The organism is Aminobacter sp. LjRoot7 (assembly GCF_964252895.1).
Lineage (GTDB): Bacteria > Pseudomonadota > Alphaproteobacteria > Rhizobiales > Rhizobiaceae > Aminobacter > Aminobacter aminovorans_B.
In genome coordinates this window covers 308,297-328,862 of the sequence record NZ_CAXUPX020000007.1, presented here as the reverse complement: position 1 = coordinate 328,862, position 20,566 = coordinate 308,297, and the positions used below count along the sequence as shown (strand labels likewise).

General features: G+C 60.4%; 26 protein-coding genes and 1 tRNA gene. 13 read left to right on the top strand and 14 right to left on the bottom strand.

Annotated elements, in window-relative coordinates; all coding sequences use genetic code 11:
- Positions 1-302: 302 nt before the first annotated feature.
- Positions 303-815, bottom strand: a complete 513-nt coding sequence (locus tag ACSQ3E_RS20735) for a hypothetical protein (protein WP_436124123.1) — start codon at positions 813-815, stop codon at positions 303-305.
- Between the two features lie 511 nt (positions 816-1,326).
- Between ACSQ3E_RS20735 and ACSQ3E_RS20730 the strand changes: the two genes are divergently transcribed.
- Positions 1,327-1,719, top strand: a complete 393-nt coding sequence (locus ACSQ3E_RS20730; protein WP_436124122.1) for a hypothetical protein — start codon at positions 1,327-1,329, stop codon at positions 1,717-1,719.
- 694 nt (positions 1,720-2,413) lie between these two features.
- On the opposite strand, the gene ACSQ3E_RS20725 is transcribed toward ACSQ3E_RS20730, so the two are convergent.
- The 6 genes from ACSQ3E_RS20725 to ACSQ3E_RS20700 form a co-directional block, all read right to left on the bottom strand.
- A complete protein-coding gene (locus ACSQ3E_RS20725) occupies positions 2,414-2,908 on the bottom strand; it encodes a hypothetical protein (protein WP_436124121.1) in 495 nt (164 codons plus the stop codon).
- 164 nt (positions 2,909-3,072) lie between these two features.
- Complete coding sequence (locus tag ACSQ3E_RS20720) at positions 3,073-3,840, bottom strand: hypothetical protein (RefSeq protein ID WP_436124120.1); 768 nt, start codon at positions 3,838-3,840, stop codon at positions 3,073-3,075.
- 265 nt (positions 3,841-4,105) lie between these two features.
- Entirely contained in the window at positions 4,106-4,591 is a 486-nt protein-coding gene (locus ACSQ3E_RS20715; protein WP_436124119.1) for a thermonuclease family protein, read from the bottom strand.
- Positions 4,592-4,783 (bottom strand): hypothetical protein, encoded by a 192-nt coding sequence (locus ACSQ3E_RS20710; protein WP_436124118.1) that lies wholly within the window; start codon positions 4,781-4,783, stop codon positions 4,592-4,594.
- A complete protein-coding gene (locus tag ACSQ3E_RS20705; RefSeq protein WP_436124117.1) occupies positions 4,780-5,520 on the bottom strand; it encodes a helix-turn-helix domain-containing protein in 741 nt (246 codons plus the stop codon). Before ACSQ3E_RS20705 ends, ACSQ3E_RS20710 begins: the two co-directional genes overlap by 4 nt.
- A gap of 48 nt (positions 5,521-5,568) precedes the next feature.
- Positions 5,569-5,811, bottom strand: coding sequence for a helix-turn-helix domain-containing protein (locus ACSQ3E_RS20700; protein WP_436124116.1), 243 nt, complete (start codon positions 5,809-5,811; stop codon positions 5,569-5,571).
- Positions 5,812-5,954: 143 nt separating this feature from the next.
- On the opposite strand from ACSQ3E_RS20700, the gene ACSQ3E_RS20695 reads away from it, so the two are divergent.
- The 7 genes from ACSQ3E_RS20695 to ACSQ3E_RS20665 are packed head-to-tail and all read left to right on the top strand — an operon-like array spanning position 5,955 to position 8,095.
- Positions 5,955-6,233 (top strand): hypothetical protein, encoded by a 279-nt coding sequence (locus ACSQ3E_RS20695; RefSeq protein ID WP_436124115.1) that lies wholly within the window; start codon positions 5,955-5,957, stop codon positions 6,231-6,233.
- Between the two features lie 49 nt (positions 6,234-6,282).
- Positions 6,283-6,714 (top strand): hypothetical protein, encoded by a 432-nt coding sequence (locus ACSQ3E_RS20690; protein WP_436124114.1) that lies wholly within the window; start codon positions 6,283-6,285, stop codon positions 6,712-6,714.
- 2 nt (positions 6,715-6,716) lie between these two features.
- Positions 6,717-7,154 carry a hypothetical protein gene (locus ACSQ3E_RS20685; RefSeq protein WP_436124113.1) on the top strand — a complete coding sequence of 146 codons (438 nt, stop codon included), beginning with the start codon at positions 6,717-6,719 and terminating at the stop codon, positions 7,152-7,154.
- On the top strand, positions 7,151-7,378 hold the full coding sequence (locus ACSQ3E_RS20680) for a hypothetical protein (protein ID WP_436124112.1): 228 nt from the start codon (positions 7,151-7,153) through the stop codon (positions 7,376-7,378). The genes ACSQ3E_RS20685 and ACSQ3E_RS20680 overlap by 4 nt, the downstream gene beginning before the upstream one ends.
- On the top strand, positions 7,375-7,587 hold the full coding sequence (locus tag ACSQ3E_RS20675; protein ID WP_436124111.1) for a hypothetical protein: 213 nt from the start codon (positions 7,375-7,377) through the stop codon (positions 7,585-7,587). The genes ACSQ3E_RS20680 and ACSQ3E_RS20675 overlap by 4 nt, the downstream gene beginning before the upstream one ends.
- On the top strand, positions 7,584-7,889 hold the full coding sequence (locus ACSQ3E_RS20670; protein WP_436124110.1) for a twin-arginine translocation signal domain-containing protein: 306 nt from the start codon (positions 7,584-7,586) through the stop codon (positions 7,887-7,889). The genes ACSQ3E_RS20675 and ACSQ3E_RS20670 overlap by 4 nt, the downstream gene beginning before the upstream one ends.
- Positions 7,886-8,095: a hypothetical protein gene (locus ACSQ3E_RS20665; RefSeq protein WP_436124109.1), complete on the top strand. Its 210-nt coding sequence runs from the start codon at positions 7,886-7,888 to the stop codon at positions 8,093-8,095. Before ACSQ3E_RS20670 ends, ACSQ3E_RS20665 begins: the two co-directional genes overlap by 4 nt.
- A gap of 77 nt (positions 8,096-8,172) precedes the next feature.
- On the opposite strand, the gene ACSQ3E_RS20660 is transcribed toward ACSQ3E_RS20665, so the two are convergent.
- From ACSQ3E_RS20660 to ACSQ3E_RS20640, 5 genes are all read right to left on the bottom strand, one after another.
- Entirely contained in the window at positions 8,173-9,042 is an 870-nt protein-coding gene (locus ACSQ3E_RS20660; protein ID WP_436124108.1) for a hypothetical protein, read from the bottom strand.
- Between the two features lie 407 nt (positions 9,043-9,449).
- A complete protein-coding gene (locus ACSQ3E_RS20655; RefSeq protein ID WP_067957202.1) occupies positions 9,450-11,039 on the bottom strand; it encodes an SH3 domain-containing protein in 1,590 nt (529 codons plus the stop codon).
- A gap of 266 nt (positions 11,040-11,305) precedes the next feature.
- Positions 11,306-11,380, bottom strand: a tRNA-Glu gene (locus tag ACSQ3E_RS20650).
- Positions 11,381-11,469: 89 nt separating this feature from the next.
- Positions 11,470-11,874 (bottom strand): VOC family protein, encoded by a 405-nt coding sequence (locus tag ACSQ3E_RS20645; protein WP_436124107.1) that lies wholly within the window; start codon positions 11,872-11,874, stop codon positions 11,470-11,472.
- Complete coding sequence (locus ACSQ3E_RS20640) at positions 11,871-12,251, bottom strand: fimbrial protein (protein WP_436124106.1); 381 nt, start codon at positions 12,249-12,251, stop codon at positions 11,871-11,873. Before ACSQ3E_RS20640 ends, ACSQ3E_RS20645 begins: the two co-directional genes overlap by 4 nt.
- Positions 12,252-12,275: 24 nt before the next feature.
- Between ACSQ3E_RS20640 and ACSQ3E_RS20635 the strand changes: the two genes are divergently transcribed.
- Together ACSQ3E_RS20635 and rpoH are read left to right on the top strand one after the other, a co-directional pair.
- Positions 12,276-13,304: an RluA family pseudouridine synthase gene (locus ACSQ3E_RS20635; RefSeq protein WP_310321341.1), complete on the top strand. Its 1,029-nt coding sequence runs from the start codon at positions 12,276-12,278 to the stop codon at positions 13,302-13,304.
- Positions 13,305-13,490: 186 nt separating this feature from the next.
- Positions 13,491-14,390, top strand: coding sequence for an RNA polymerase sigma factor RpoH (rpoH, locus tag ACSQ3E_RS20630; protein WP_310321339.1), 900 nt, complete (start codon positions 13,491-13,493; stop codon positions 14,388-14,390).
- Positions 14,391-14,494: 104 nt separating this feature from the next.
- Here rpoH and ACSQ3E_RS20625 read toward each other — a convergent pair whose 3' ends face one another.
- Entirely contained in the window at positions 14,495-14,857 is a 363-nt protein-coding gene (locus ACSQ3E_RS20625) for a cell division protein ZapA (RefSeq protein ID WP_067966084.1), read from the bottom strand.
- A 7-nt stretch (positions 14,858-14,864) separates the two neighbouring features.
- Positions 14,865-15,137: a DUF4164 domain-containing protein gene (locus ACSQ3E_RS20620; RefSeq protein WP_310321336.1), complete on the bottom strand. Its 273-nt coding sequence runs from the start codon at positions 15,135-15,137 to the stop codon at positions 14,865-14,867.
- Between the two features lie 283 nt (positions 15,138-15,420).
- On the opposite strand from ACSQ3E_RS20620, the gene tkt reads away from it, so the two are divergent.
- The 3 genes from tkt to ACSQ3E_RS20605 all read left to right on the top strand — a co-directional run bounded on the left by tkt (position 15,421) and on the right by ACSQ3E_RS20605 (position 20,493).
- Positions 15,421-17,409, top strand: a complete 1,989-nt coding sequence (gene tkt / locus ACSQ3E_RS20615) for a transketolase (protein ID WP_436124105.1) — start codon at positions 15,421-15,423, stop codon at positions 17,407-17,409.
- A gap of 22 nt (positions 17,410-17,431) precedes the next feature.
- On the top strand, positions 17,432-18,442 hold the full coding sequence (gap, locus tag ACSQ3E_RS20610) for a type I glyceraldehyde-3-phosphate dehydrogenase (RefSeq protein WP_436124104.1): 1,011 nt from the start codon (positions 17,432-17,434) through the stop codon (positions 18,440-18,442).
- A gap of 191 nt (positions 18,443-18,633) precedes the next feature.
- Positions 18,634-20,493, top strand: a complete 1,860-nt coding sequence (locus ACSQ3E_RS20605) for a potassium/proton antiporter (protein ID WP_436124103.1) — start codon at positions 18,634-18,636, stop codon at positions 20,491-20,493.
- Positions 20,494-20,566: the final 73 nt, after the last annotated feature.

Genomic DNA, 20,566 nt, shown 5'->3' with positions numbered 1-20,566 from the left:
ATAGCGTCTAGCCTCGCCTGCATCATCTTCGAAATGCCCCCAGATGGCACTGCGGATGCGGCCTGCCTATCCCTCCAGACCCGATATTGTTCGAAGGTCTCAAAGGTTTCGGGATTATCTGGGTCGAACCCAATCCCTTGTTTCTGCGCCATTCCAGCAGGCATCAGACGCACAAAAACGTCTCCTATCTTTACCTCCGCGACGAACCCAGCCTTTGCGGCGCCCTTGCATATGGCTGTGACTTGCCGAGCGGTTAGGGCGAGCGTTCGGGTCAATGTTGGCGTCCTGTTTTTCGTCGATTGTCAACCGTCGGGGTCGAGTTCGGATTTGAAGTAGTACCCGATAATCGAGCTCTCCAGACGCGCTTCCTTATGGCAGGAGAACTCCAGATAGCGCCAGCTTTTGGTTGAGAGCATGGTGGCCGCAATCGGCAGCACATCATCTGGCATGATGATAACGCCTTCATATCCGCCATGTATCCTTGAGAGGGAGCCGACCGAGTCGAACTCTCGCTTGTCGTCGATCCTCTCGTCTTCCCTGAAACTCGGCCTTACGATGACGCGGATACTGACTGGTAGACCGGCCTTTGCCGGCCCGTCTGATTTGTGGACGCGGCATTTGATTTCTAGTGTCCGCGACTCCGAAAGGGGGTCCGAGGTCACCCTTGACCGGTCCCACGCCAAGGAAAGGGAATAATCCCATGACCAGCTCTCAATCGTCATGAAGAGCCAGAAGTCATGGCGATCAATCGGCGTGACAGGCTTAGCCTCAGACTGCGTTTCGCGCCTCCCCGGCAATTCGATGCGGCGTTTCAAGCGACACCTCAGTTATTGCAAATGGCGTCCAACATCATCGACATGAGCTTGTCACGCGCCTTAGCCTGTAGAGGTTCGGGTGGCTCTGAGGCGAGCAACTCGTCGATCGACAATCGCCGATAAGGCGGGCGTCCCGTGCCGACGTAAATCTGCCCTCGATCCCAATTTAAAACCAGCTTCCACTTTGCGGCCTCATCTTCGGCTAGGACGCACGTAAGCGGCTTCATCTAGATGCTCCCTTGAAAAGGAGAGACTGCCAAAGGCCTGAGAGTTCCGCTATCGCAAGATTTGACTATTGACAGTCAGCAATGGGAACCTCGGCGTCCTAATAGAGTTAGGCATACGACGTAGCTTTTCCCCTTTGGCATTAAATTAGAGAACTCTAAAACGCAGATCGGAGCAATTCGATCCTCTCGGTATGCGGGCCGTCACTCGTCTACTGTGTCAATGGCCGTCAGTCCGCGCACAATGTGAATTGACTCCCCAGGGCAGATGTTCCTATTTTGTTCTCATGACGTCCGCGAAGAAACGTGAAAACTCGAAGCGCTGGCATATCCGCAAGAACCTGCCGCACGCGGTGGCGCTGCCGAACGACCTGTGCTGCATGGAGAACTACGACCTGATAGCCGCCTTCTGCCGCCGCTTCGAAACGAAGCCCATGATGCAGCATGTCATGGCAAAGTGGCCGAACGGCAAAAGCGAGGATTTCCGGCTCTACTGCTTTGCGACCCGCGAGGATGCCGAGGTATTCGCCACCCATTTTGAGGGCGCCCATTTCGATCAGGTCAAGGACCGCGAAAAAGGGCGGATCAACGGCGCCTGGCTACGGACGGACGAATGGAAGCCTATCGAGCGCTGCGGCCCGTTGGAGTTGCCACGGTTCTTCCGTGAGTATGGGCGATAGGCACGGCGCCAGGAGGCGCGCGCCGTAGTGAGGCCAGAAATTCACACACAGGCCCGCCAGCGCGCGTTTGGACGGCGGAGTTGCTCGGCATCCCCAATGACCTTCCAGCATGGCGGAAAAAGAAGCGGGCCGTTTGGACGAACGCAACCGGCCGAGGGTTGCCGCTAGATAACGTCTTGCCTCCGGAGCGGATCTGATTGCAGTAGATGGGACAAATCCCTGCAGATTTGGATGAAATCTTCGGATTCGCCGTTGAAACTCGGTTGGGATCTTATCGATTGACAGATAGCTATGTGTGCGTGTGCCGGATGCTTTCCTCCGACTTGGTCGCATGTACATTCGTCAAGCAGGCAAAGAGCTCGACTTCCGTCGCTGGGACGTTGCAATTTTCGTATCTGACTGGCCTCGGCCCACACCACCGCAAAGAGCCTTCGGTCGCCTTGCTCTGCAATCATCCGATCGATCAGGTCGCTTAATGGGATTAGCGGCGATACACCCGCCAAACGCCAGACTGAAAGTTGATCTGCGAACAAGTCGCGGCGGGCGACAAGTCCCGTTCTGATCTTACGCTTTTGGGCTTCGCCTGCGCTCGGACTGAAAGCGGCTCTAGCGATGAGCTCTCCGGCCCCTACCGGACCAGGTGACGCCGTATCTCGTGTCGCTTGTTCAAGCGGGCAGATATCCGGACAAGTCATCATCTTCCGATGAAAGCAGAAATCGACTCAGTTTCAAGCTTTTCAGCAATTGCAATTTCGTCTTTCACGTTTGCCCGCCACGGTGGTTCCGCTGCATTCCACGGCGAAATAGTTCCAACCACCGTACCATTGCCGGTGAATGTCAGGCAGAACGAGCGTCCGCCGTTCTTCCATTCGAAAACAACAGTGCCATCCTCATCCACCTCAATGTCCGGCGCAACAAGAACTTTCTCCATAGAAACGGCGGCGAGGGAGATATCTCTAACAATCTCCTTCGATGGCGCTATGCTTTGTGGGCCGGCCCATCCGTTCCTGAGGCGCTCTAAATGTACGACAAAAGAATCAAAAAGGCTGTCGTTCGTAGTCTCGATAACTTCGTGCGTGCCGCCGAATACCGACACTTCCCACGCAGCCCTGTCAATCGCGGATTGCAGGTCTTCAAGGGGGTTACTGATTGCAACATTTGCAAATAGCTCTCGTCCCGGCAAATCCATTTGCGTCCATTGGGAGTACCAGATGGTGTCAACAGGCTTTAGGTTCCCTCCCGACTGTGAGGGTATACGTCGTTGAGTTTCTCGCCTCGGCGCCGCGGACTTAGGCAAAGCGTGGCGGAGCGCGCCAGCAAATTCGGTTGTCGTGTCGGCAAACAGAGTGGTTGTCATTGCGTTAGGCCTATTGTTCCCTGCATCTCATCGACGAGGATTCGACCGAGTAGGTCCTTATTCCTCTGATGTAATGTGGAGAAAATCCTATCCAAGTTTGCCGTAGCCTCTGCATACCCCACCGCCTGCGGTGGTCTAAATTGCTGGAAATGCTCCACCACAACATATTCAGCCTCGACGGCACGTAAAGTTGAGCGTTCGAATGCTGAGTCCCGCCGCCCCTGGACGTTAAGCGTATTCAACACCAGATCTGGACCAAGGTTGTCAAACCAGCCGACGTTTGAATGAAACACTGGGCCCAATTCAAAGGCGGCCTCAGCTATATATGGGTCATGGCGCAGGAGCGTCACCAGCTTTGCATTTTCCTTGGCCGCCCTGAACCGGTCGGTAACCCGCAGGGTTGGCGTGCCAAACAGTAGATCAGGGCCAATCGCTTCGCTACAACAGGCCATAGCATGGAGCAGCAGCGTACGCGTTGAATTCCACACTTTCTCCCAACGCGTGTATCGACGGCATTCTACCGTTATGCTGTTTCCACTGCCGCATCGGAGCAGCCAAGACGCCGATCCGTCAGGCCGCCGATAGGCAAATTCGGCTGTTGGCATATGAGACTCTGGCAGGGAAAGCGCGGGCAAATCTCCACGAATCTTATTGTGCCTTTCAACGAGCAATTGGATCGCATCTGGATCGATCATCGTTCCGGTCAGTACAGTGAAAATTACTGACTCTATTGCGTGGTCCTCGTTGACTGGTTGAAAGTCCATCGAATGCTGGAACTCCTGTGCCGCGAGGCGGTCTTACCGCGATTTCCGCGCATACTACAACACTACAGAAGCCGCGCCTGCAAGAATTTCAGATCCAGCAGTAGGCGCGCCTCCTCGGCGAAATCTCTCGACGATCCACGCAGGGCTCCACCCGGTCGCAGTCCCAGTATTGTCCGCGATAGCCTCGTCGGCCGCTTTGTCCCTAATGGGGCACGGTTGCGTCATTCAATGCTGAGAACAGCAGGGTAACAGCAGGAGCGCGCTGCTATCGTAGGCGGCGGGCTTCCCACGGTTCAAGAAAATCACCCTGCCACATGCCGCGCCGATCTGCCTTGGCCTCGGCCTGCTCTCCCGCATAGGCACCCCGGCTGTAGCGCGGCCAATCCAGCGCATAGCCGTTGCGAACAAGCCAGCGGGCAACGCTCTCGCCATCTGCCCGGTAGCAGTCCCCCACAAAGCGCTTGTAACGGTCGCGGCTATGGTATTCGCACCTTGTCGGGCGAGACGCAGCCAGGAATTCGTCCAGGGCGTTGGCTGCGGCTTGTCCGCACCGGTAGGCCTTACCGTTGCCATCGTGGCAAACCTGCCAGCTTTCAGGAGCATCAACGCCATTGAACCGGATACGCTCGCCGGCAATCTCTACCGTGTCGCCATCCACAACAGACGCCCGCCCGACGACGGGGCTTTGCGCCGCTGCCGGGGCGAGGCCCAGCAATACCGCCAGCAAGGCCAATGATGTCTGAGACATCATTCAAATATGCCGAGTGGCTGCTGCATTATCGGTGGCCTGCGCCGGAGACTTAGCAGGGGCCGGAGGCTCCATTTGCTGCGCCGCCATGTTTTCTTCCAGCTGCTTCCGAAGCCGAAGAGCCCAACGAGCCAGTGCAGCCTTGGAATTGCGCGTCTCTCGCCAATCTACCAGTGAAACAATCTCAGCGCTCATGCGGTGGTTTCCCTAGCAAGCTCAGTCTCCAAGAGTCTGCAAGCTCGTCCTGCGATAGGGTCGCCGTGAACGCGCTCTCCGTCACCGCAGAGTGGTTCCAACCGTTCATAAAATCGTTCTGCGTCTTCGGGGCTAAAACGCCGGCCTTTTTGGACCTCGCGGTCCAGCGCCGCGAGGAATGCATGGTCGGCTCCAATGTTCAGGAGTTTCCTTGCCACCGTTTCGTCAGACTCATCACCGTTTTCCTCTTCGAAAATGGTGCCCACCGGGAACACGGGTTCTTTCACCGAGTTCGTTACCGAGAGTTTGGGCGCAGGCTCTTGCGCCTCAGAGGCGCACGCTTTTGCACCGGAGAGGCGCACGCTCTTGCGCCCTCTCAGGTCACGTTCGGCGGGTGTAACCGGGGCGACACCCTCTTTCAAACGTTCTTCGTAGGTTCGTACTAGATCGCTCAGCTGTTGCCAATTTACCTGATAGGAAGTGCTTTCGTTCCCTCGCAGGCGGCGCTTGATTATCTGCTTCTTTTCCAACTCTTGCACGGCATATTGAACCGCGCGCCGTGAAAGCCCGGTTTCTGCCTGGAGCCGAGTTTGGCCGGGGTCGCACCGCCCCGAAGAGGCGTTCGCGTGCCACACTAGCCAGGCGCCGACCATCCGAGAACTGGGCTTCAGGTTCGGAATCCAATGCAAAGCGTAAAGCGCTTGCGTCTTTTGTCCCTTACCCGGTGCCTTGGACATTCCTTTTAGTCCTCGTGGTTCGATCCTGCCCGAAAACTGGGCGAGCCCCTAGTCTGGATTCTTCAATCGCACCCCTGATCCACCGCCATTCTTGGGAATGAAGACGATGCCGGCTGTTTCCAAGGCCGTTTGCACTGCCTGGACGTTGGCAGCCGAGCTGCGGGCGGGACCGATGTCATTGTCTTCCATGCGCCGAATTGTGGTCAGTGACAGGCCGGTGGCCTCCACTAGATCCGGCTGGGACCATTCCAAAAGAGCCCGTGCGGCCCTGATCTGTCTGGCGTCAAGCATGTCCGTTTCCCTCTACAATTGAGCGGTTAGGGTGCATATGTAAACATTTACATATCACGAATGAATGAAAACTGTTGACGCCATGCGGTGTAGATGCTTAGATATAGACAGAAAGTGTTTATGGAGCAAGGGGCGTACCGGTTATGTTCTCGCGTTCGGAAATCATGTCAGCCGCATGGGCCATGTATCGCCGCCACTTCGCCGCCCGGCCTAGCCTGACTTTCAAACTCAACCGCTCTGACTTCGGGTTCTACCTCGCCACCGCGTGGCGCAATGCCAAGGCCGCCGCCATGACGATTGCAGAGCGCCGCAAGGAAGCCGTGACCAACCAGATCGAAGCCTTGAGCTTCAAGACGCTCCGGTATGACACCGGCCCGATGCGCCGGGCTTTAGAAAGCCAGATGTCCGCGTTTTCAGCCTAGGCGCACAGCGCCCAACCTTAACTAAACTCAACATCAGGGAGACAAAACAATGTCCACGCGCAAGGTGGCAGCCGCCGAAGGCATGCCCGAAATCAGCCGCCGCACCGCTCTTGTTGCTGGTGCAAACCTCGCCCTCTCCACCGCCGTCCTTGGGGCGACTGCTTCCCCTTCCGAGGCCGCCGAGCCAGAACAGCCTTGGGTGAAGGCCCGTAGGTTGGCCCGCGAGCTCTCCGACACCCTGGCTCAATGCGATGACGGGCACACCATGGCCTACATCTACCCGGCGTCGGCAGGGTTTCACAGCAATATACTTTTTGGAGACATGGAGGGCTCTGCCGAGCACCGGCTAGAGTTTCACGCCAAGGCCTACGCTATGGCGGCCCGCGATATCGACCCCACTGCAACGTCGCTGTGGATGGGCCGCGCTGTCGATGACAGCAACCCGCAGCGCTTCAACGTCATCGTTGTGCAGGAGAGCTAACCATGGGCAACGTTGTGGCTCTGGCCGACTATATTGACCGCCCCCGCGCCGAGGTGCTTGCGGACTACGTTAAGCCGGTTGAGGCGTGGGAAGAAGGATGGGCGCGCTTCAAGATGTGCGACCATCAACGCGAAGTGGCTTGGTGGGCCTACCGGCTGGCAATGGCCATCCACGGCAAGAACAGTCTGGAGGTGATACAGGCCCGCCGTTACCGCGTGTCCGTCGAACGGGCTTGGGAGCTTGAGGCCGTCAAGCTTCTGTACGTCGCAGCTCCCGCCGTGCGCTTCCTCCGCTGGAAAGAGCGGATTGCGAGGGGAAACCGCTGGTGCCCCGAAGTCGAGGCCGCACTAGAGCGCGACCGGAAGGCGTTCGCGTGCCGCATCGAGGGGCAACGCAAGGCCGCTGCAACGCGCCGTGGCAGGAAGGCGGTGCAATCATGAGCCGCTTTGTTCCCCAAGAGGACATGACCGCCGACCAAGTGATGCAATGCAGCTACGAAGCTGCGGCCATCATCCGCCTGTGCGAGAGCGCGGCCTGGGCTATCCAGAACGGCGGCGACTCCACAGAGCTGTCCGACGCCATCGGCGCTGGACTGCGCACTGTGCAGGAACTGATTGGCGTGATGCACGACGCCCTAACGCGGCACGAAGGGAACGCGTCATGACCATCCACGCCCCCGAAGCCATCACCAAGAAATCAACCGAGTTGCATGCGCTCTTGGTTGTTTGCGAACAGGCCGCTCGCTCGCTGAATGACGTGGGCGACGGTGCCTACCGCGACAACCTCACGGCCAGCCTTGCCGATACGATGGAGCACGCCGCCGCCCTTACTCACGAGATCCACATAGCCCTTGAGCGGAGTGCGTTGAAATGAGCATCACCCGCCGCCTATTCCTGCGAAACACCGCCGCCGCGTCGGCTGCCGTTGCGACCGTTGCCGCCCCTGCTGTTGTGGAGGCCGCCACCATCCCGCCCGTGTCGGGCATGGACCGTATCAAGCTGGCGCTTGATGAACTTCGGGCGGCGATGGACGACCATGTATCGCCCCAACAAGGCGCGTGGGATGTGTTCTTGAATTGTGACCGTCGCCGGAAGGTCACGGCCATTTTGGTCGGTGGCAAGGTGTTTTTCCAAAGCGTCGATGCAGGGGATGCCTTAAGGGGCGGTGCGATATGACCGCCCGCCGCGCGCACATCGTGCCTACTCGCCGCAGCATCGAAGATGAGATTGAGCGGCTGATTGCCATGCTCGACGCATTCGACCCCGACCCCGATCTAGAGCCCTATTTGGGATGGACGGCGGGAGAGGCCGCGACCGAAACCCACTCGCCGGAAGGCGGGGCGGATCTGGAAGAACAGCACGACTTGGAAATGAACGAGTAAGACGGCGAAACGGAGCAACGGGCCGCCCTACGCCCACTCGTCTCACAGGTCAGCCCTTGTTGGCGCGGCCAACGCCATTAGGGGGTGCCCTGACGCGCCCTTCTATTGGTTCCCGAAAACACATCCAATTCTTCAATGAAGCGCATGCCGAGGTCGATCACCGTTCGATAATTGGCGATAATCATTGCATGGACAATTACGGGCCGCGAGCGTGGGTCGTGCAGCATCAGTGGACTTATTATGCCTAGCGCTCGTTGTTCCCCTGAGAGTTGGTCGAACGCCAGATCATCGCCGTTCAGCACCGCAGCATCGGCTGCAAGTTGCAGCGCATTGTGCCTTTCGACGTCGGCATGCTGGACGAAGTAAGGTGGAAGATAGGGTGGAATTCGATGCGCCAAGCTATGGCGGTAATCCTCCTGTTGTCTAAACCAACCGTCTATGCTCCGCAGGTGACCCAGCAGTTCAGTGGGCAATGACTCCCTAAATTCTGAATATCCAGGACCTAGCCCAATGCGTGAATTAGCGAAGGGCTTTCCTTTACTTGTGAGCAACCCGTTTTCATGGACCCAAATCCACGCTAAGTTGTCAAGAGACCCGGCGGTGTTAAAAATGAAACTCTGCAAATTTATCTCGGCATTTTCGAGATTTGTAGAGGAAAGCGGCTTACTTTGAGTTGGTGGGAAAAGGGCGAATACATTCTCCAGCGCAAGCTTAAGTAGACGAAGCCTTCGCAAGAACCCATTGTAAGCGTGCTCCCGTGCTAACGAATGGTGAAAATGATACTTTACTACCCGCAATCGAAGGGCGGTAGACTCACCTTCCGCCGCGCCCAAGGCATCTTCGATGTCAGATAGCTGCTGGGCAGAGTACATTGCCATAAGGAGACTCGCGCGTTGACGTTTGGCTCGACTAGGTGCGCCGTTCTTATATTTTTCAAATGAAATCAACTCATTTCGGCACCGTAACGATTGGTGCTGAGTTAATTGGCGGCATTGGCTCGATACACATATCGTGCACCCTGACGAGCTATCGGAGATGGCGTCAATGCCAAATGCCACAGCCCCCGGACACTCGCGCTGGAATGGCAGTGCTCTGAGCGGCACATACGGAACCTAATCGAGCGCGGTGAACTCAAAGCGTTTCACCTAGGCGGCAAGAGGATCGAGGCAGCAGAGGCCGAGGCTTTCAAGGCGCGAAACGCTACAATCCAAGAACCCGAACCATCCGAGACCGCACCGAAAATGGATGACGCCCCTGCTCAGCCGCAAAGGAGCCGGGCAGCTCGGCTCGATTACCCGTTGCGCCAACTCAAGGCTCAGGAACGCGGAGCCGAGGAGCCAGCAGAGTGAGGGGCTTATTGGCAGCAGACTTTGCGTGCGTAAGTGTTGCCATAGGTCATGTAGGCGTCGTCAGGAATTGTCCCGTTTTCCTTCATCACTTTGACAAGTTTTGAAGCCATTTGCTGGTCGTACGTGTCGTTCAGAGTCACCGCAAACCACCCATTCGTCGCTAGGTACGCGGAAAGCGGAATCTGGGATGCTTGAACGTAAGATTGAGCGTCCGCGAAGTTATCGAAACTCTTGACCTGAATGTGGCGTTCGCCAAAAGGCCCACTTTCATACTGGTCAACGTACACCCACGTGTCGTGCATATAGCCCATTCGGTCCCCCTGCCTGACACGGTACCACCGCTCCTTTTTCTCTAGGATGCTTACCGGCGTTCCGTTGCGTACGTTAGCAATCGTGGCCGATTTTCCTTCCGGAAGCGCTTTGATCGGGGCGGCACCTTGCGGGCGGCGAACACGCCCAGACCGTGGATCGGGCAAGCTGAGCTGGACGGACTGCGTACCTCCGCCCCCCAAGCTCGTTAGCCAGATATCAAATCGGTAGTTGTCATCGTCAGGTCGACCCAGCGTGATTGTTTGAGGGTCTTGATTGCGGTCAACGGGACCGACGATTGCTGTCAATTCGGATTCCGCCGTTTGGTAGGCGTAGTTCCTACGAGAAGGCGCTAAGCGGCTGTAGAATTTCATCTTGTTCACGCCGCTACATTCCGGGGCCCCCGACGCGTCGAAGTACCCAATCTGGGCCGGAACAAGGCGCATGCCGCTAAATGATTGACGTTCGATCCGTTGGCGCAGTTCTTCTGCCATCGGGTTGGGGTGCGAGCATGAGTTAATGTAGACCCAAGCAACCTCGCGCTTGTCGCCCGCCAGCGCAAACACTGGGACCTTCCGGCCCGCAGTTTCTACAGGCCTTGGCCCTACCGGCGGAGTCGTAGTCGGGAGTGTAGCCGGGACGGTCGGAGCAGTCGGGACCACAGAAGTTGAAGGCGGCATGGTTGGGACCGCTGCGGTCGGTGATGATTGCTCGCCCGTCGTAACGACTTTGAACTTTACCATCTCGCTCATCGAAAGGTAGCGAATGTCGGTGCTCTCATACTGGAGGGACAGCTGCAGCAGAGCAGGATCCACTCCCATCTCCACCATGTAGACGATGACGTCGGCCGTCATTTGCTGAACGGCTGAAACCGCGTCCGGGGCACTGAGGGGCATTTCGCCCGAGAACGACGCTTTATGAACTCCTATTGCGCCAGGCTCTGCATACCGAATTACGCCACCGAGGAACGCAAGTGAGCAGGCTGAAGCACACTCCGACTGTCGAGGCTGAACTGTGTTGAGCCCCATGCGGCGGAGAAGCCTTCCAAACTCCATTGCCTTCACGACATTTCCACCAGGCGAAAAGAACGTCACAGCAACGGCGCGGTTTGCGCGCGCTGCCTCCTCGAATGCCCTGAGGTCGTCACTAAAGGCAAACTCGCCTGAGACGGAGATGTAATTTAGGCCACCTGGAGTTTGGCCGGGATCGAACTTAAGTTCTGCTCGCGCGATAGGCGCGCCGAGAACAAACATCGCCAACAAGCAGACTACGCGCACTACAAGCATTGGAGACAACCCGACCCATCGAAAGATTACAGCCGAAGCGAGAATCTGTCGAATCGTCTCCCAAGTGCGTTGAGCTTAGATTGCTTCGAAAAAGCCGGACCTTTCCTTACGCCGGGGAAAAGCACCAACAGTCCCACATAGGCGCTTGGCCCCCGCCAGCGACAAGACAGGCCCGAATCTGGGGTTAATTCCGAGGGCCCCCGGAGCACATATTTGACTGATATTTGATGAGTTTTGGCGCAGGCCAGCTAAGTACCTGAAATCGTTGGTACGCCCAAGGGGAATCGAACCCCTGTTCCCGCCGTGAGAGGGCGGTGTCCTGACCGCTAGACGATGGGCGCAGCCGAGATCGGCGATATAGGCTGGCGTTTTCGAAAAAGCAACAGCCCGGCACGCGTTATTTGCGCTTGTGCCAGCTGCCGCAGGGGCATCAACGCTTCGGCTCGATCAGATCCCACAGATTGCCGCTGAGATCGGCGAACACGGCGACGGTGCCGTAAGCCTCGTGACGCGGCGCCTCGCGGAATTCGACGCCGTTGGCCAGCATCGTCGCGTGATCGCGGGCGAAATCGTCGGTCTCGAGGAACAGGAACACGCGGCCGCCGGTCTGGTTGCCGATTGCCGCCACCTGCCTGTCACCGTCCGCTTTGGCGAGCAGCAGCCTTGCACCCTGCCCGCTGCCCGGCTCGACGGTCACCCAGCGCTTGCCGCCGCCGAGGTCGACGTCCTCGGCAAGCGTGAAGCCCAGCTTGCCGACATACCAGGCGATCGCCTGGTCGTAGTCGGTGACGACCACCGAGACGGTGGCGACGCGGCGCCCGGCCAAGCCGCTCACTTGTTGCGGACCTGGAACTCGCCGATCAGGCGCCGCTCTGACATGTCGTAGAGGAAGATGGTCCGGCTGCCGTCGACGAGCTCGGCGTCGATCGAGATGCGGTTGCCTGACAGTGCCTGCGACATGATCTTGGCGCCCACCGGCAGGATGATCTCGCCGCTGATCTGGCCGCCCGCGGGCACCTGGATGTCGCCGCTCGCCACCGGGGCAACTGCCTCCGGCGTCCGCGATTTGTAGACAACGCCGCCAAGGACGGCCATAAGGGCGATGAACAACAGCCCTATATTGATGATGAAGAAGCGGACCAGTTTCCTGCGGACGCGCTCAACCGATGGGTCGAGCGGCTTGTCTTCTTCTTCGATTGCGGGCCGAGACATGGCAAAACTTCCGGAACAATTGTTATGAGCGCATCAGATAGCGAAGCGACAGGCACTTTGATAGTGCTCGAAGCCGACGCCGATGCCGCAGGTGTGCGGCTCGACCAGTGGCTGGCCGGGCGCCTCGCGCCCGATCTGTCGCGCAGCCGCGTCCAGGCGCTGATCAAGCAAGGTGCGGTCAGCATCGGCGGCAAGGTCGTCGAGGAGGCCAAGCGCAAGCTCGCCGCTGGCGACGAAGTGGCCATCGACATGCCCGAGGCCGAGCCGGCCGAGCCTGAAGGCGAGGCCATCCCGCTCGACATCCTTTATGAGGACGACGAGCTGATCGTCATCAACAAGCCGTCCGGCCTTGTCGTCCATCCCGGTGCCGGCAACTGGACCGGAACGCTGGTCAACGCGCTGATCCATCATTGCGGCGACAGCCTGTCGGGCATCGGCGGCGTCAAGCGGCCTGGTATCGTCCATCGCCTCGACAAGGAAACGTCAGGCGTCATGGTTGTCGCCAAGACCGACCGCGCCCACAAGTCGCTGTCCGAGGCCTTTGCCGACCATGGACGCACCGGCGACCTTGAACGCGCCTATGACGCGCTCGTCTGGGGCTTCCCGCAGCGCATGACCGGCACCATCGACGCGCCGCTCGGCCGCCATGCCGACCGCGTCCGCCGCGCCGTGGTGCCGGAACACCGTGACGACGCCCGCCACGCCATCACCCACTTCACCGTGCTGGAGCGTTTCGGCGCCGAGCAGGCGGAATTCACCACGGCAAGCCTCGTCGAGTGCCGGCTCGAGACGGGGCGCACCCACCAGATCCGCGTCCACATGGCCCATATCGGCCACCCTGTCGTCGGCGATCCCGATTACGGCCAGGCTTTCCGCACCAAATCGAACCGGCTGCCCGAGCCGCTGAAGTCTGCCGTCAAGGCATTCCCGCGCCAGGCTTTGCACGCCCGCCTCCTTGCATTTCGCCACCCGGCTTCCCATCTAATCATGCGGTTCGAGGCACCCTTGCCTCGCGACATGGGGGAGTTGGTCGAAGGCTTTCGCAATCTCTGAACCTTCGATCAGAAAACCTGACTCGTATTGTTCACTTAGGCGTGACACTCTGTTTCGCGTTGAACAAATCGTGTCTTTTCTGGTTTTGTTCCTGTATAAGACCCCATGGCGCGACAGGCATTCGGCAGCCGCGCCACATGCTCGCCTGGATCAGGGAGCATTTCTCGTGAAGAGGGAGGGCGCTTTATGGCCCAGTCACTACCCAGTATCGTTTCCGGCGAAGGCGGCCTCAGCCGCTACCTGGAAGAAATCCGTCGCTTTCCAATGCTCCAGCCGCAGGAAGAGTACATGCTCGCCAAGCGGTACAACGAGCATGAAGACACCACTGCTGCCCACAAGCTGGTCACCAGCCATCTGCGTCTCGTGGCCAAGATCGCCATGGGCTATCGCGGTTATGGCCTGCCCATCGGCGAGGTGATCTCGGAAGGCAATGTCGGCCTGATGCAGGCCGTCAAGAAATTCGAGCCGGAGCGTGGTTTCCGTCTCGCCACCTATGCCATGTGGTGGATCAAGGCCTCGATCCAGGAATACATCCTGCGCTCGTGGTCGCTGGTCAAGATGGGTACCACCGCCAACCAGAAGCGTCTGTTCTTCAACCTGCGCAAGGTCAAGGGCAAGATCCAGGCGCTTGACGATGGCGACCTGAAGCCCGAGCACATCACCGAGATCGCCACGCGCCTCAACGTCTCCGAGGCCGAGGTGGTGTCGATGAACCGCCGCCTGTCGGGCGACGCATCGCTCAATGCGCCGATCCGCGCCAGCGAAGGCGAGTCGGGCGAATGGCAGGACTGGCTTGTCGACGACCATGACAGCCAGGAAACCATGCTCATCGAGCAGGACGAGCTCGACAATCGCCGCGGCATGCTGGCGAGCGCCATGTCGGTGCTCAACGATCGCGAAAAGCGCATCTTCGAGGCGCGCCGTCTGTCCGACGAGCCGCTGACGCTGGAAGAGCTTTCGGCCGAGTTCGACATCTCCCGCGAGCGCGTCCGCCAGATCGAGGTTCGCGCCTTTGAAAAGGTCCAGGATGCGGTCAAGGCCGCCGCCAAGAGACAGGCCCAGGCGCTGCGCACCATCGACGCCTGAGCTCAGGCTTTCGCTTGAAACAAAAAACGCGCCGGCATGCCGGCGCGTTTTTCTTTTCGGTCTCCATCTTCCCCCGAAGGTGGAAGCCCGTCCCTAAACTTTCCCTAAGCCTTCTTCGTCAGGCTCAGCGCCAGCTGCTCCATGCGCTCGGCCAGCGAGCCCAGCGCACCCGTCAGCGCCGCATCGTTCTTGTCGGCCTTGGTCAAGGCGTCGTCGCGCGTCTTGCGCAGCGTCAGCACCTCGGTTTCCATGCCCTTGACGCGCTTCTGCAGCTCCGACAGCTCGTCCATCACCATGATGCCGGCCATCACGGTCAGGCGCTGGTCGCCGATCTCGCCGAACGAGTCCTTGAGATGCAGCACGTAGCGGTCGAAACGATTGGCGAGGTCGATGAGGTGCTCTTCCTGCCCCTCGTCGCAGGCCATGCGGTATTGCTTGCCATCGATGGTAACGGTGACTTGCGCCATCTCCACCCTACCTGTCCAGCACGGCGCGGATTGTCTCCATCGCCGTCACGAGTCGCCGCGAGACTTCCTTGTTGGCTTCTTCCAGCCGTTCGGCCCGGGCTTCGGAATTGTCGAGCTCCTGCGCCAGCCGCGCTCGGTCGGCATTCATGCGCTGGACCTCGGCTTCGGCTTCGCCGTAATCCTGATCATGCTCGAGCCGCGCGGCAACCGCGCCCTCAAGCGTATCGATCGCCTTGCCTAGCCGGCCAATGACTTCCCTGAGTGTCGTATCCCCGGTCATGGCTCTCGTAGACCCCCGCCCATCACCGAATCGCGCACGTTTCAGAACGCGTTATCAAGGAAACATTAGGCACCGGTTGAAGGAGGCGTCAACAAAGCTGTTTTGTCTTTCCCCCACTAAGCGTGTCCAGTCCGACACAGCAAAGTGGGTGGGGCGTGACTTCGCGCCGCAATGAGGGTGCGAAAACGCACCGATTTATTGACTCAAGCCCTGTGCCTGCTATGTGTCGCGCACTTTTCCGGGGCTCCCATCGCCCCAGTTTCCACGGCTTATGGGAGGGACGATGTCCTCGCGCGAAAAACACGACCGGATGGCCAATGCGATCCGTTTTCTGTCCATGGATGCGGTCGAGAAGGCCAACTCCGGCCATCCCGGCCTGCCGATGGGCGCCGCCGACATCGCCACCGTGCTCTACACCCGCTTCCTGAAGCATGACCCGGCCAATCCGCATTGGCACGACCGCGACCGCTTCGTGCTGTCGGCCGGCCATGGCTCGATGCTGCTCTACTCGCTGCTCTATTTGTCGGGCTACGAGGACATGACCATCGAGCAGATCAAGAATTTCCGCCAGCTCGGCTCCAAGACCGCCGGCCACCCGGAATACGGCCACGCCTCGGGCATCGAGACGACCACCGGCCCGCTCGGCCAGGGTCTCGCCAACGCCGTCGGCATGGCGCTCGCCGAACGCATCATGAATGCCCAGTTCGGCGACAAGCTCGTCGATCACTACACCTACGTGCTCGCCGGCGACGGCTGCCTGATGGAAGGCATCTCGCAGGAGGCGCTGTCGCTTGCCGGCCACCTCAAGCTCAACAAGCTCGTCGTCTTCTGGGACGACAACAACATCTCCATCGACGGTCCGATCTCGATGTCGGATTCGACCGACCAGTTGGCGCGCTTCGCTGCCTCGGGCTGGAACACGCTGGCCATCGACGGCCATGATCCGGAAGCCATTGCCGGCGCCATCGAGGCCGCCAAGCGCTCCGACCGCCCGACCCTGATCGCCGCCAAGACCACCATCGGCTTCGGCTCGCCCTCCAAGGCCGGCACCAACAAGGTCCACGGCTCGCCGCTCGGTGCTGCCGAAATCGAGGCGACGCGCAAGGCGCTCGGCTGGGAATACCCGGCCTTCGAAATCCCCTCCGACATCCTCGACGCTTGGCGCCTCGCCGGCCTCAACTCGGCCAAGAGGCGCAATGACTGGGAAAAGCGCCTCGCCGAGGCCGGCACGGAAGTCCGTGGCGAGTTCGAGCGCCGCATGCGCGGCGACCTGCCCGCCGGCTTCGATGCCGCGATCGCCGACTACAAGAAGAAGCTCGCTGCCGACAAGCCGAAGGTCGCCACCCGCAAGTCGTCGGAAATGGCGCTCGAGGTCATCAACGGCGTGGTGCCGGAGACCATCGGCGGCTCGGCCGACCTGACCGGCTCCAACAACACCAAGACCAGCCAGACCAAGAACATCACGGCCGACGACTACGGCCAGCGCTTCGTCCACTACGGCATCCGCGAACTCGGCATGTGCGCTGCGATGAACGGCATGGCGCTGCATGGCGGCGTCATCCCCTACTCCGGCACCTTCCTGTGCTTCTCCGACTATGCCCGCCCGGCCATGCGCCTGGCGTCGCTGATGGGCATCCGCGTCGGCTTCGTCATGACCCACGATTCGATCGGTCTCGGCGAAGACGGCCCGACCCACCAGCCGGTCGAGCACCTGGCGGCACTGCGCGCCATCCCCAACCACATCGTCTTCCGTCCGGCCGACGCCACCGAGGCGGCCGAGTGCTGGCAGCTGACGCTTGAGAACCACAATACCCCGTCGACGCTGGCGCTCACCCGCCAGAACCTGCCGGCGGTGCGCACCGAATATGTCGAGGAAAACCTCTGCGGCTATGGCGCCTATGAACTCGCCACCGCCGAAGGCGATGCCGAAGTCACCATCTTCGCCACCGGCTCCGAGATCGAGATCGCGCTCGACGCCCGCAAGCTGCTGCAGGCCGCCGGCCACCCGACCCGCGTCGTTTCGGTTCCTGCCTTCGAGCTGTTTGAAAAGCAGAGCCCCGAATACCGCAAGGCGATGATCGGCAACGCCAAGGTCAAGGTCGCCATCGAGGCCGGCATCCGCATGGGCTGGGACAGCTTCATCGGCACCGACGGCATCTTCATCGGCATGCACGGCTTCGGCGCCAGCGCCCCGATCGAAGAGCTCTACAAGCATTTCGGCATCACCGCCGAGGCCGCCGCCAAGGCTGCCACGGCACGGCTTCAGGCATAAGACGTCCCCCAGGAGAACCAACATGACCGTTAGAGTTGCCATCAATGGTTTCGGCCGCATCGGCCGCAACATCGTACGTGCCATCTATGAGTCGGGCCGCAAGGACATCGACGTCGTCGCCGTCAACGATCTCGGCCCGGTCGAGACCAACGCCCACCTGCTGCGCTATGACAGCGTCCATGGCCGCTTCCCGCACGAAGTGAAGGTCGAGGGCGACTCGATCAACATCGGCACCGACAAGTTCAAGGTCACGGCGATCAAGGATCCGTCGCAGCTGCCGTGGAAGGAACTCGGCGTCGACATCGCACTCGAATGCACCGGTATCTTCACCTCGAAGGACAAGGCCTCGGCGCACCTGACCGCCGGCGCCAAGCGCGTCATCGTCTCGGCGCCTGCCGACGGTGCCGACCTGACCGTTGTCTACGGTGTCAACCACGACAAGATCACCAGGGACCATATCGTCATTTCGAATGCGTCCTGCACCACCAACTGCCTGGCACCCGTCGCCATGGTCCTCAACAATGCCTTCGGCATCGAAAAGGGCTTCATGACCACGATCCATGCCTACACCGGTGACCAGCCGACGCTCGACACCATGCACAAGGACCTCTACCGCGCCCGCGCCGCGGCGATGTCGATGATCCCGACCTCGACCGGTGCCGCCAAGGCCGTCGGCCTGGTGCTGCCGGAACTCAAGGGCAAACTCGACGGCGTTTCGATCCGCGTGCCGACCCCGAACGTCTCGTGCATCGACTTCAAGTTCGTGGCCAAGAAGAACGTCACGGTCGAAGAGGTCAACGCGGTGCTCGTCGCTGCCGCCAACGGCCCGCTCAAGGGCGTGCTTGCCTACACCGACGAGCCGCTGGTCTCCATCGACATGAACCACAACCCGGCCTCGTCGACCTTCGCGCTCGACCAGACCAAGGTCATCGAGGGCAACCTCGTCCGCGTCATGTCCTGGTACGACAACGAGTGGGGCTTCTCCAACCGCATGGCCGATACCGCCGTCACCATGGGCCGCACCATCGGCTGATTGCCGCGCCCCGTTGGGGCAATAAGCTAACCTATTGGCAACGCCCGGCTTCGGCCGGGCGTTTTCATTTTGCCGCAATGCAAAAAACTTTGGTCCAAGCCGGCAAAAATCCATTCTTGCTTGGACATGGCCTTTTCTTCGCCGCACTCTCAACCGACGCAGCTTACAGGTGGTTCGCAGACGGGTCGGGGATGGAACAGGCGGTATATCTCATCACGCTGGTAGGCACCGCGCTGGTCGTGGCGGCGGCGTTTTCGAGCCTGATCGCCTTCCGCTTCGGCGCCCCGCTGCTGCTGTTGTTCCTGGGCATCGGTCTCGCCAGCGGCGTCGATGGCCTCGGCATCGTCTTCGACAATGCCCACATCGCCTATTTCGTCGGCTCGATCGCGCTCGCCGTCATCCTGTTCGATTCCGGCTTCGGCACGCCGCTCGGCGTGCTGCGCCAGGCCGGCATGCCGGCACTCACGCTCGCCACCATCGGCGTCGCCATTACCACCGTCATCTTCGGCATCGCCACCTACTATCTGACCGGCTTCACCTGGCTGGAATCCTTCCTGCTCGGTGCTGCCGTCGCTTCCACCGACGCCGCGGCCGTGTTCTTCCTGCTGCGCGCCGGCAACATCAATCTGCGCGAGCGCGTCCGCTCGACGCTCGAAATCGAATCCGGCACCAACGACCCCATCGCCATCTTCCTGACCATTACCCTGGTCGAGATCATCGCGCTCGGCGCCAAGCCCGACGCCGACCTTTTGCTCGTCGATCTCGCCATCGGCTTCTTCGTCCAGATGATCCTCGGCGCGGCAATGGGGCTGCTTGGTGGCTTCCTGATCGTCAAGCTTGTCGAGCGGCTCAACCTCGACCGTGGCCTGTTGCCGATTTTCGTTTTGACGCTGTCGCTGCTGGTCTTCGCAGCAGCCGGTGCGGTCGGCGGCTCGGGCTTCCTCGCCGTCTATCTCGCTGGCCTCGTCGCCGGCAACTCCGACATCCGCGCGGTGTCCACCCTCAAGCGTTTCCAGGACGGCATGTCCTGGCTCGCCCAGATCATCATGTTCCTGGTGCTCGGCCTGTTCGCCACGCCCTCGCAGTTCCCCGAAATCCTGGTCGCGGCACTGGTGCTTGGCCTGTTCCTGATGTTCGTCGCCCGCCCCGTTGCGGTCTGGCTCTGCCTCATCCCGTTCAACATCCCGCGCCAGGAAACGGCATTCATCTCCTGGGTCGGCCTGCGCGGCGCCGTCTCGATCCTGCTCGCCATCACGCCCGTGCTCGGCGGGCTGGAGAACGGCAGGGACATCTTCAACATCGCCTTCATCATCGTGCTGACCTCGCTCGTCATCCAGGGCTGGACGGTCGGCCCGCTCGCCCGTCGCCTCGGCCTGATCGTGCCGCAGCGCTTCGGGCCGCTCGACAAGGTCGAGCTCGAGCTGCCGGGCTCCGCTCACCACGAACTGCTCGCCTATCGTGTCGTGCCGGGTTCGCCGGTCGCCAGGGGCCAGCGCATCCCGCGCTGGGCGCGCCCGTCGCTGGTCGTGCGCGATGGCCGCTCGATGCGCTTCCAGGACATGGGCCGCCTGCAGGCCGGCGACAACGTCTACATCTTCGTGCCCGACCGCTACCCGCGCCTGCTCGACCGGCTGTTCGCCAGCCGCGCCGAGGTCGATGCCGAGGATGAGGATTTCTTCGGCGCCTTCACCGTCGACCAGACCCATCTCGCCGGCGAGCTGGAAGCCGCCTATGGCGCGACCGTCAAGGAAGAGGAGCGCAAGCTCACCATCGCCGCGCTGATCACGCAGCGCCTGCGCGGCCATGTCGAATATGCCGACCGCGTCTCGCTTGGCCTGATCGACCTGATCGTCCGCGACGTCGACGAAAAGGGCCGCATCGTCTCGGTCGGCCTGTCGATCGAACCCGCCCCGCCCCCGCCACCGGTGCCTGTCTTCCTCAGCGGCGGCGAAATCGGCGACCGCATCAAGCGCTTCTTCGCCAAGCGGCCCAAGAAGCAGGCAAAGACGGAGACGTCGACGACCTCGGAAGGGTTGTCAGAGGACGCGTGAGCGCGCCAAGGTTCCCCTCCCCCTTGTGGGGAGGGGTTAGGGGTGGGGGTATCGTCACTCGACGCCCGCAGAC

Coding starts and splice junctions, on each gene's coding strand:
- ACSQ3E_RS20670 (WP_436124110.1), top strand. CDS start 7,584: ATGAGCATCACCCGCCGCCTATTCCTGCGAAACACCGCCGCCGCGTCG.
- ACSQ3E_RS20620 (WP_310321336.1), bottom strand. CDS start 15,137: ATGACCGGGGATACGACACTCAGGGAAGTCATTGGCCGGCTAGGCAAG.
- ACSQ3E_RS20655 (WP_067957202.1), bottom strand. CDS start 11,039: ATGCTTGTAGTGCGCGTAGTCTGCTTGTTGGCGATGTTTGTTCTCGGC.
- ACSQ3E_RS20605 (WP_436124103.1), top strand. CDS start 18,634: ATGGAACAGGCGGTATATCTCATCACGCTGGTAGGCACCGCGCTGGTC.
- ACSQ3E_RS20725 (WP_436124121.1), bottom strand. CDS start 2,908: ATGGATTTGCCGGGACGAGAGCTATTTGCAAATGTTGCAATCAGTAAC.
- ACSQ3E_RS20695 (WP_436124115.1), top strand. CDS start 5,955: ATGTTCTCGCGTTCGGAAATCATGTCAGCCGCATGGGCCATGTATCGC.
- ACSQ3E_RS20640 (WP_436124106.1), bottom strand. CDS start 12,251: ATGTCTCGGCCCGCAATCGAAGAAGAAGACAAGCCGCTCGACCCATCG.
- ACSQ3E_RS20625 (WP_067966084.1), bottom strand. CDS start 14,857: ATGGCGCAAGTCACCGTTACCATCGATGGCAAGCAATACCGCATGGCC.
- tkt (WP_436124105.1), top strand. CDS start 15,421: ATGTCCTCGCGCGAAAAACACGACCGGATGGCCAATGCGATCCGTTTT.
- rpoH (WP_310321339.1), top strand. CDS start 13,491: ATGGCCCAGTCACTACCCAGTATCGTTTCCGGCGAAGGCGGCCTCAGC.
- ACSQ3E_RS20635 (WP_310321341.1), top strand. CDS start 12,276: ATGAGCGCATCAGATAGCGAAGCGACAGGCACTTTGATAGTGCTCGAA.
- ACSQ3E_RS20710 (WP_436124118.1), bottom strand. CDS start 4,783: ATGAGCGCTGAGATTGTTTCACTGGTAGATTGGCGAGAGACGCGCAAT.
- ACSQ3E_RS20675 (WP_436124111.1), top strand. CDS start 7,375: ATGACCATCCACGCCCCCGAAGCCATCACCAAGAAATCAACCGAGTTG.
- ACSQ3E_RS20690 (WP_436124114.1), top strand. CDS start 6,283: ATGTCCACGCGCAAGGTGGCAGCCGCCGAAGGCATGCCCGAAATCAGC.
- ACSQ3E_RS20700 (WP_436124116.1), bottom strand. CDS start 5,811: ATGCTTGACGCCAGACAGATCAGGGCCGCACGGGCTCTTTTGGAATGG.
- ACSQ3E_RS20680 (WP_436124112.1), top strand. CDS start 7,151: ATGAGCCGCTTTGTTCCCCAAGAGGACATGACCGCCGACCAAGTGATG.
- ACSQ3E_RS20730 (WP_436124122.1), top strand. CDS start 1,327: ATGACGTCCGCGAAGAAACGTGAAAACTCGAAGCGCTGGCATATCCGC.
- gap (WP_436124104.1), top strand. CDS start 17,432: ATGACCGTTAGAGTTGCCATCAATGGTTTCGGCCGCATCGGCCGCAAC.
- ACSQ3E_RS20715 (WP_436124119.1), bottom strand. CDS start 4,591: ATGATGTCTCAGACATCATTGGCCTTGCTGGCGGTATTGCTGGGCCTC.
- ACSQ3E_RS20705 (WP_436124117.1), bottom strand. CDS start 5,520: ATGTCCAAGGCACCGGGTAAGGGACAAAAGACGCAAGCGCTTTACGCT.
- ACSQ3E_RS20665 (WP_436124109.1), top strand. CDS start 7,886: ATGACCGCCCGCCGCGCGCACATCGTGCCTACTCGCCGCAGCATCGAA.
- ACSQ3E_RS20685 (WP_436124113.1), top strand. CDS start 6,717: ATGGGCAACGTTGTGGCTCTGGCCGACTATATTGACCGCCCCCGCGCC.
- ACSQ3E_RS20720 (WP_436124120.1), bottom strand. CDS start 3,840: ATGGACTTTCAACCAGTCAACGAGGACCACGCAATAGAGTCAGTAATT.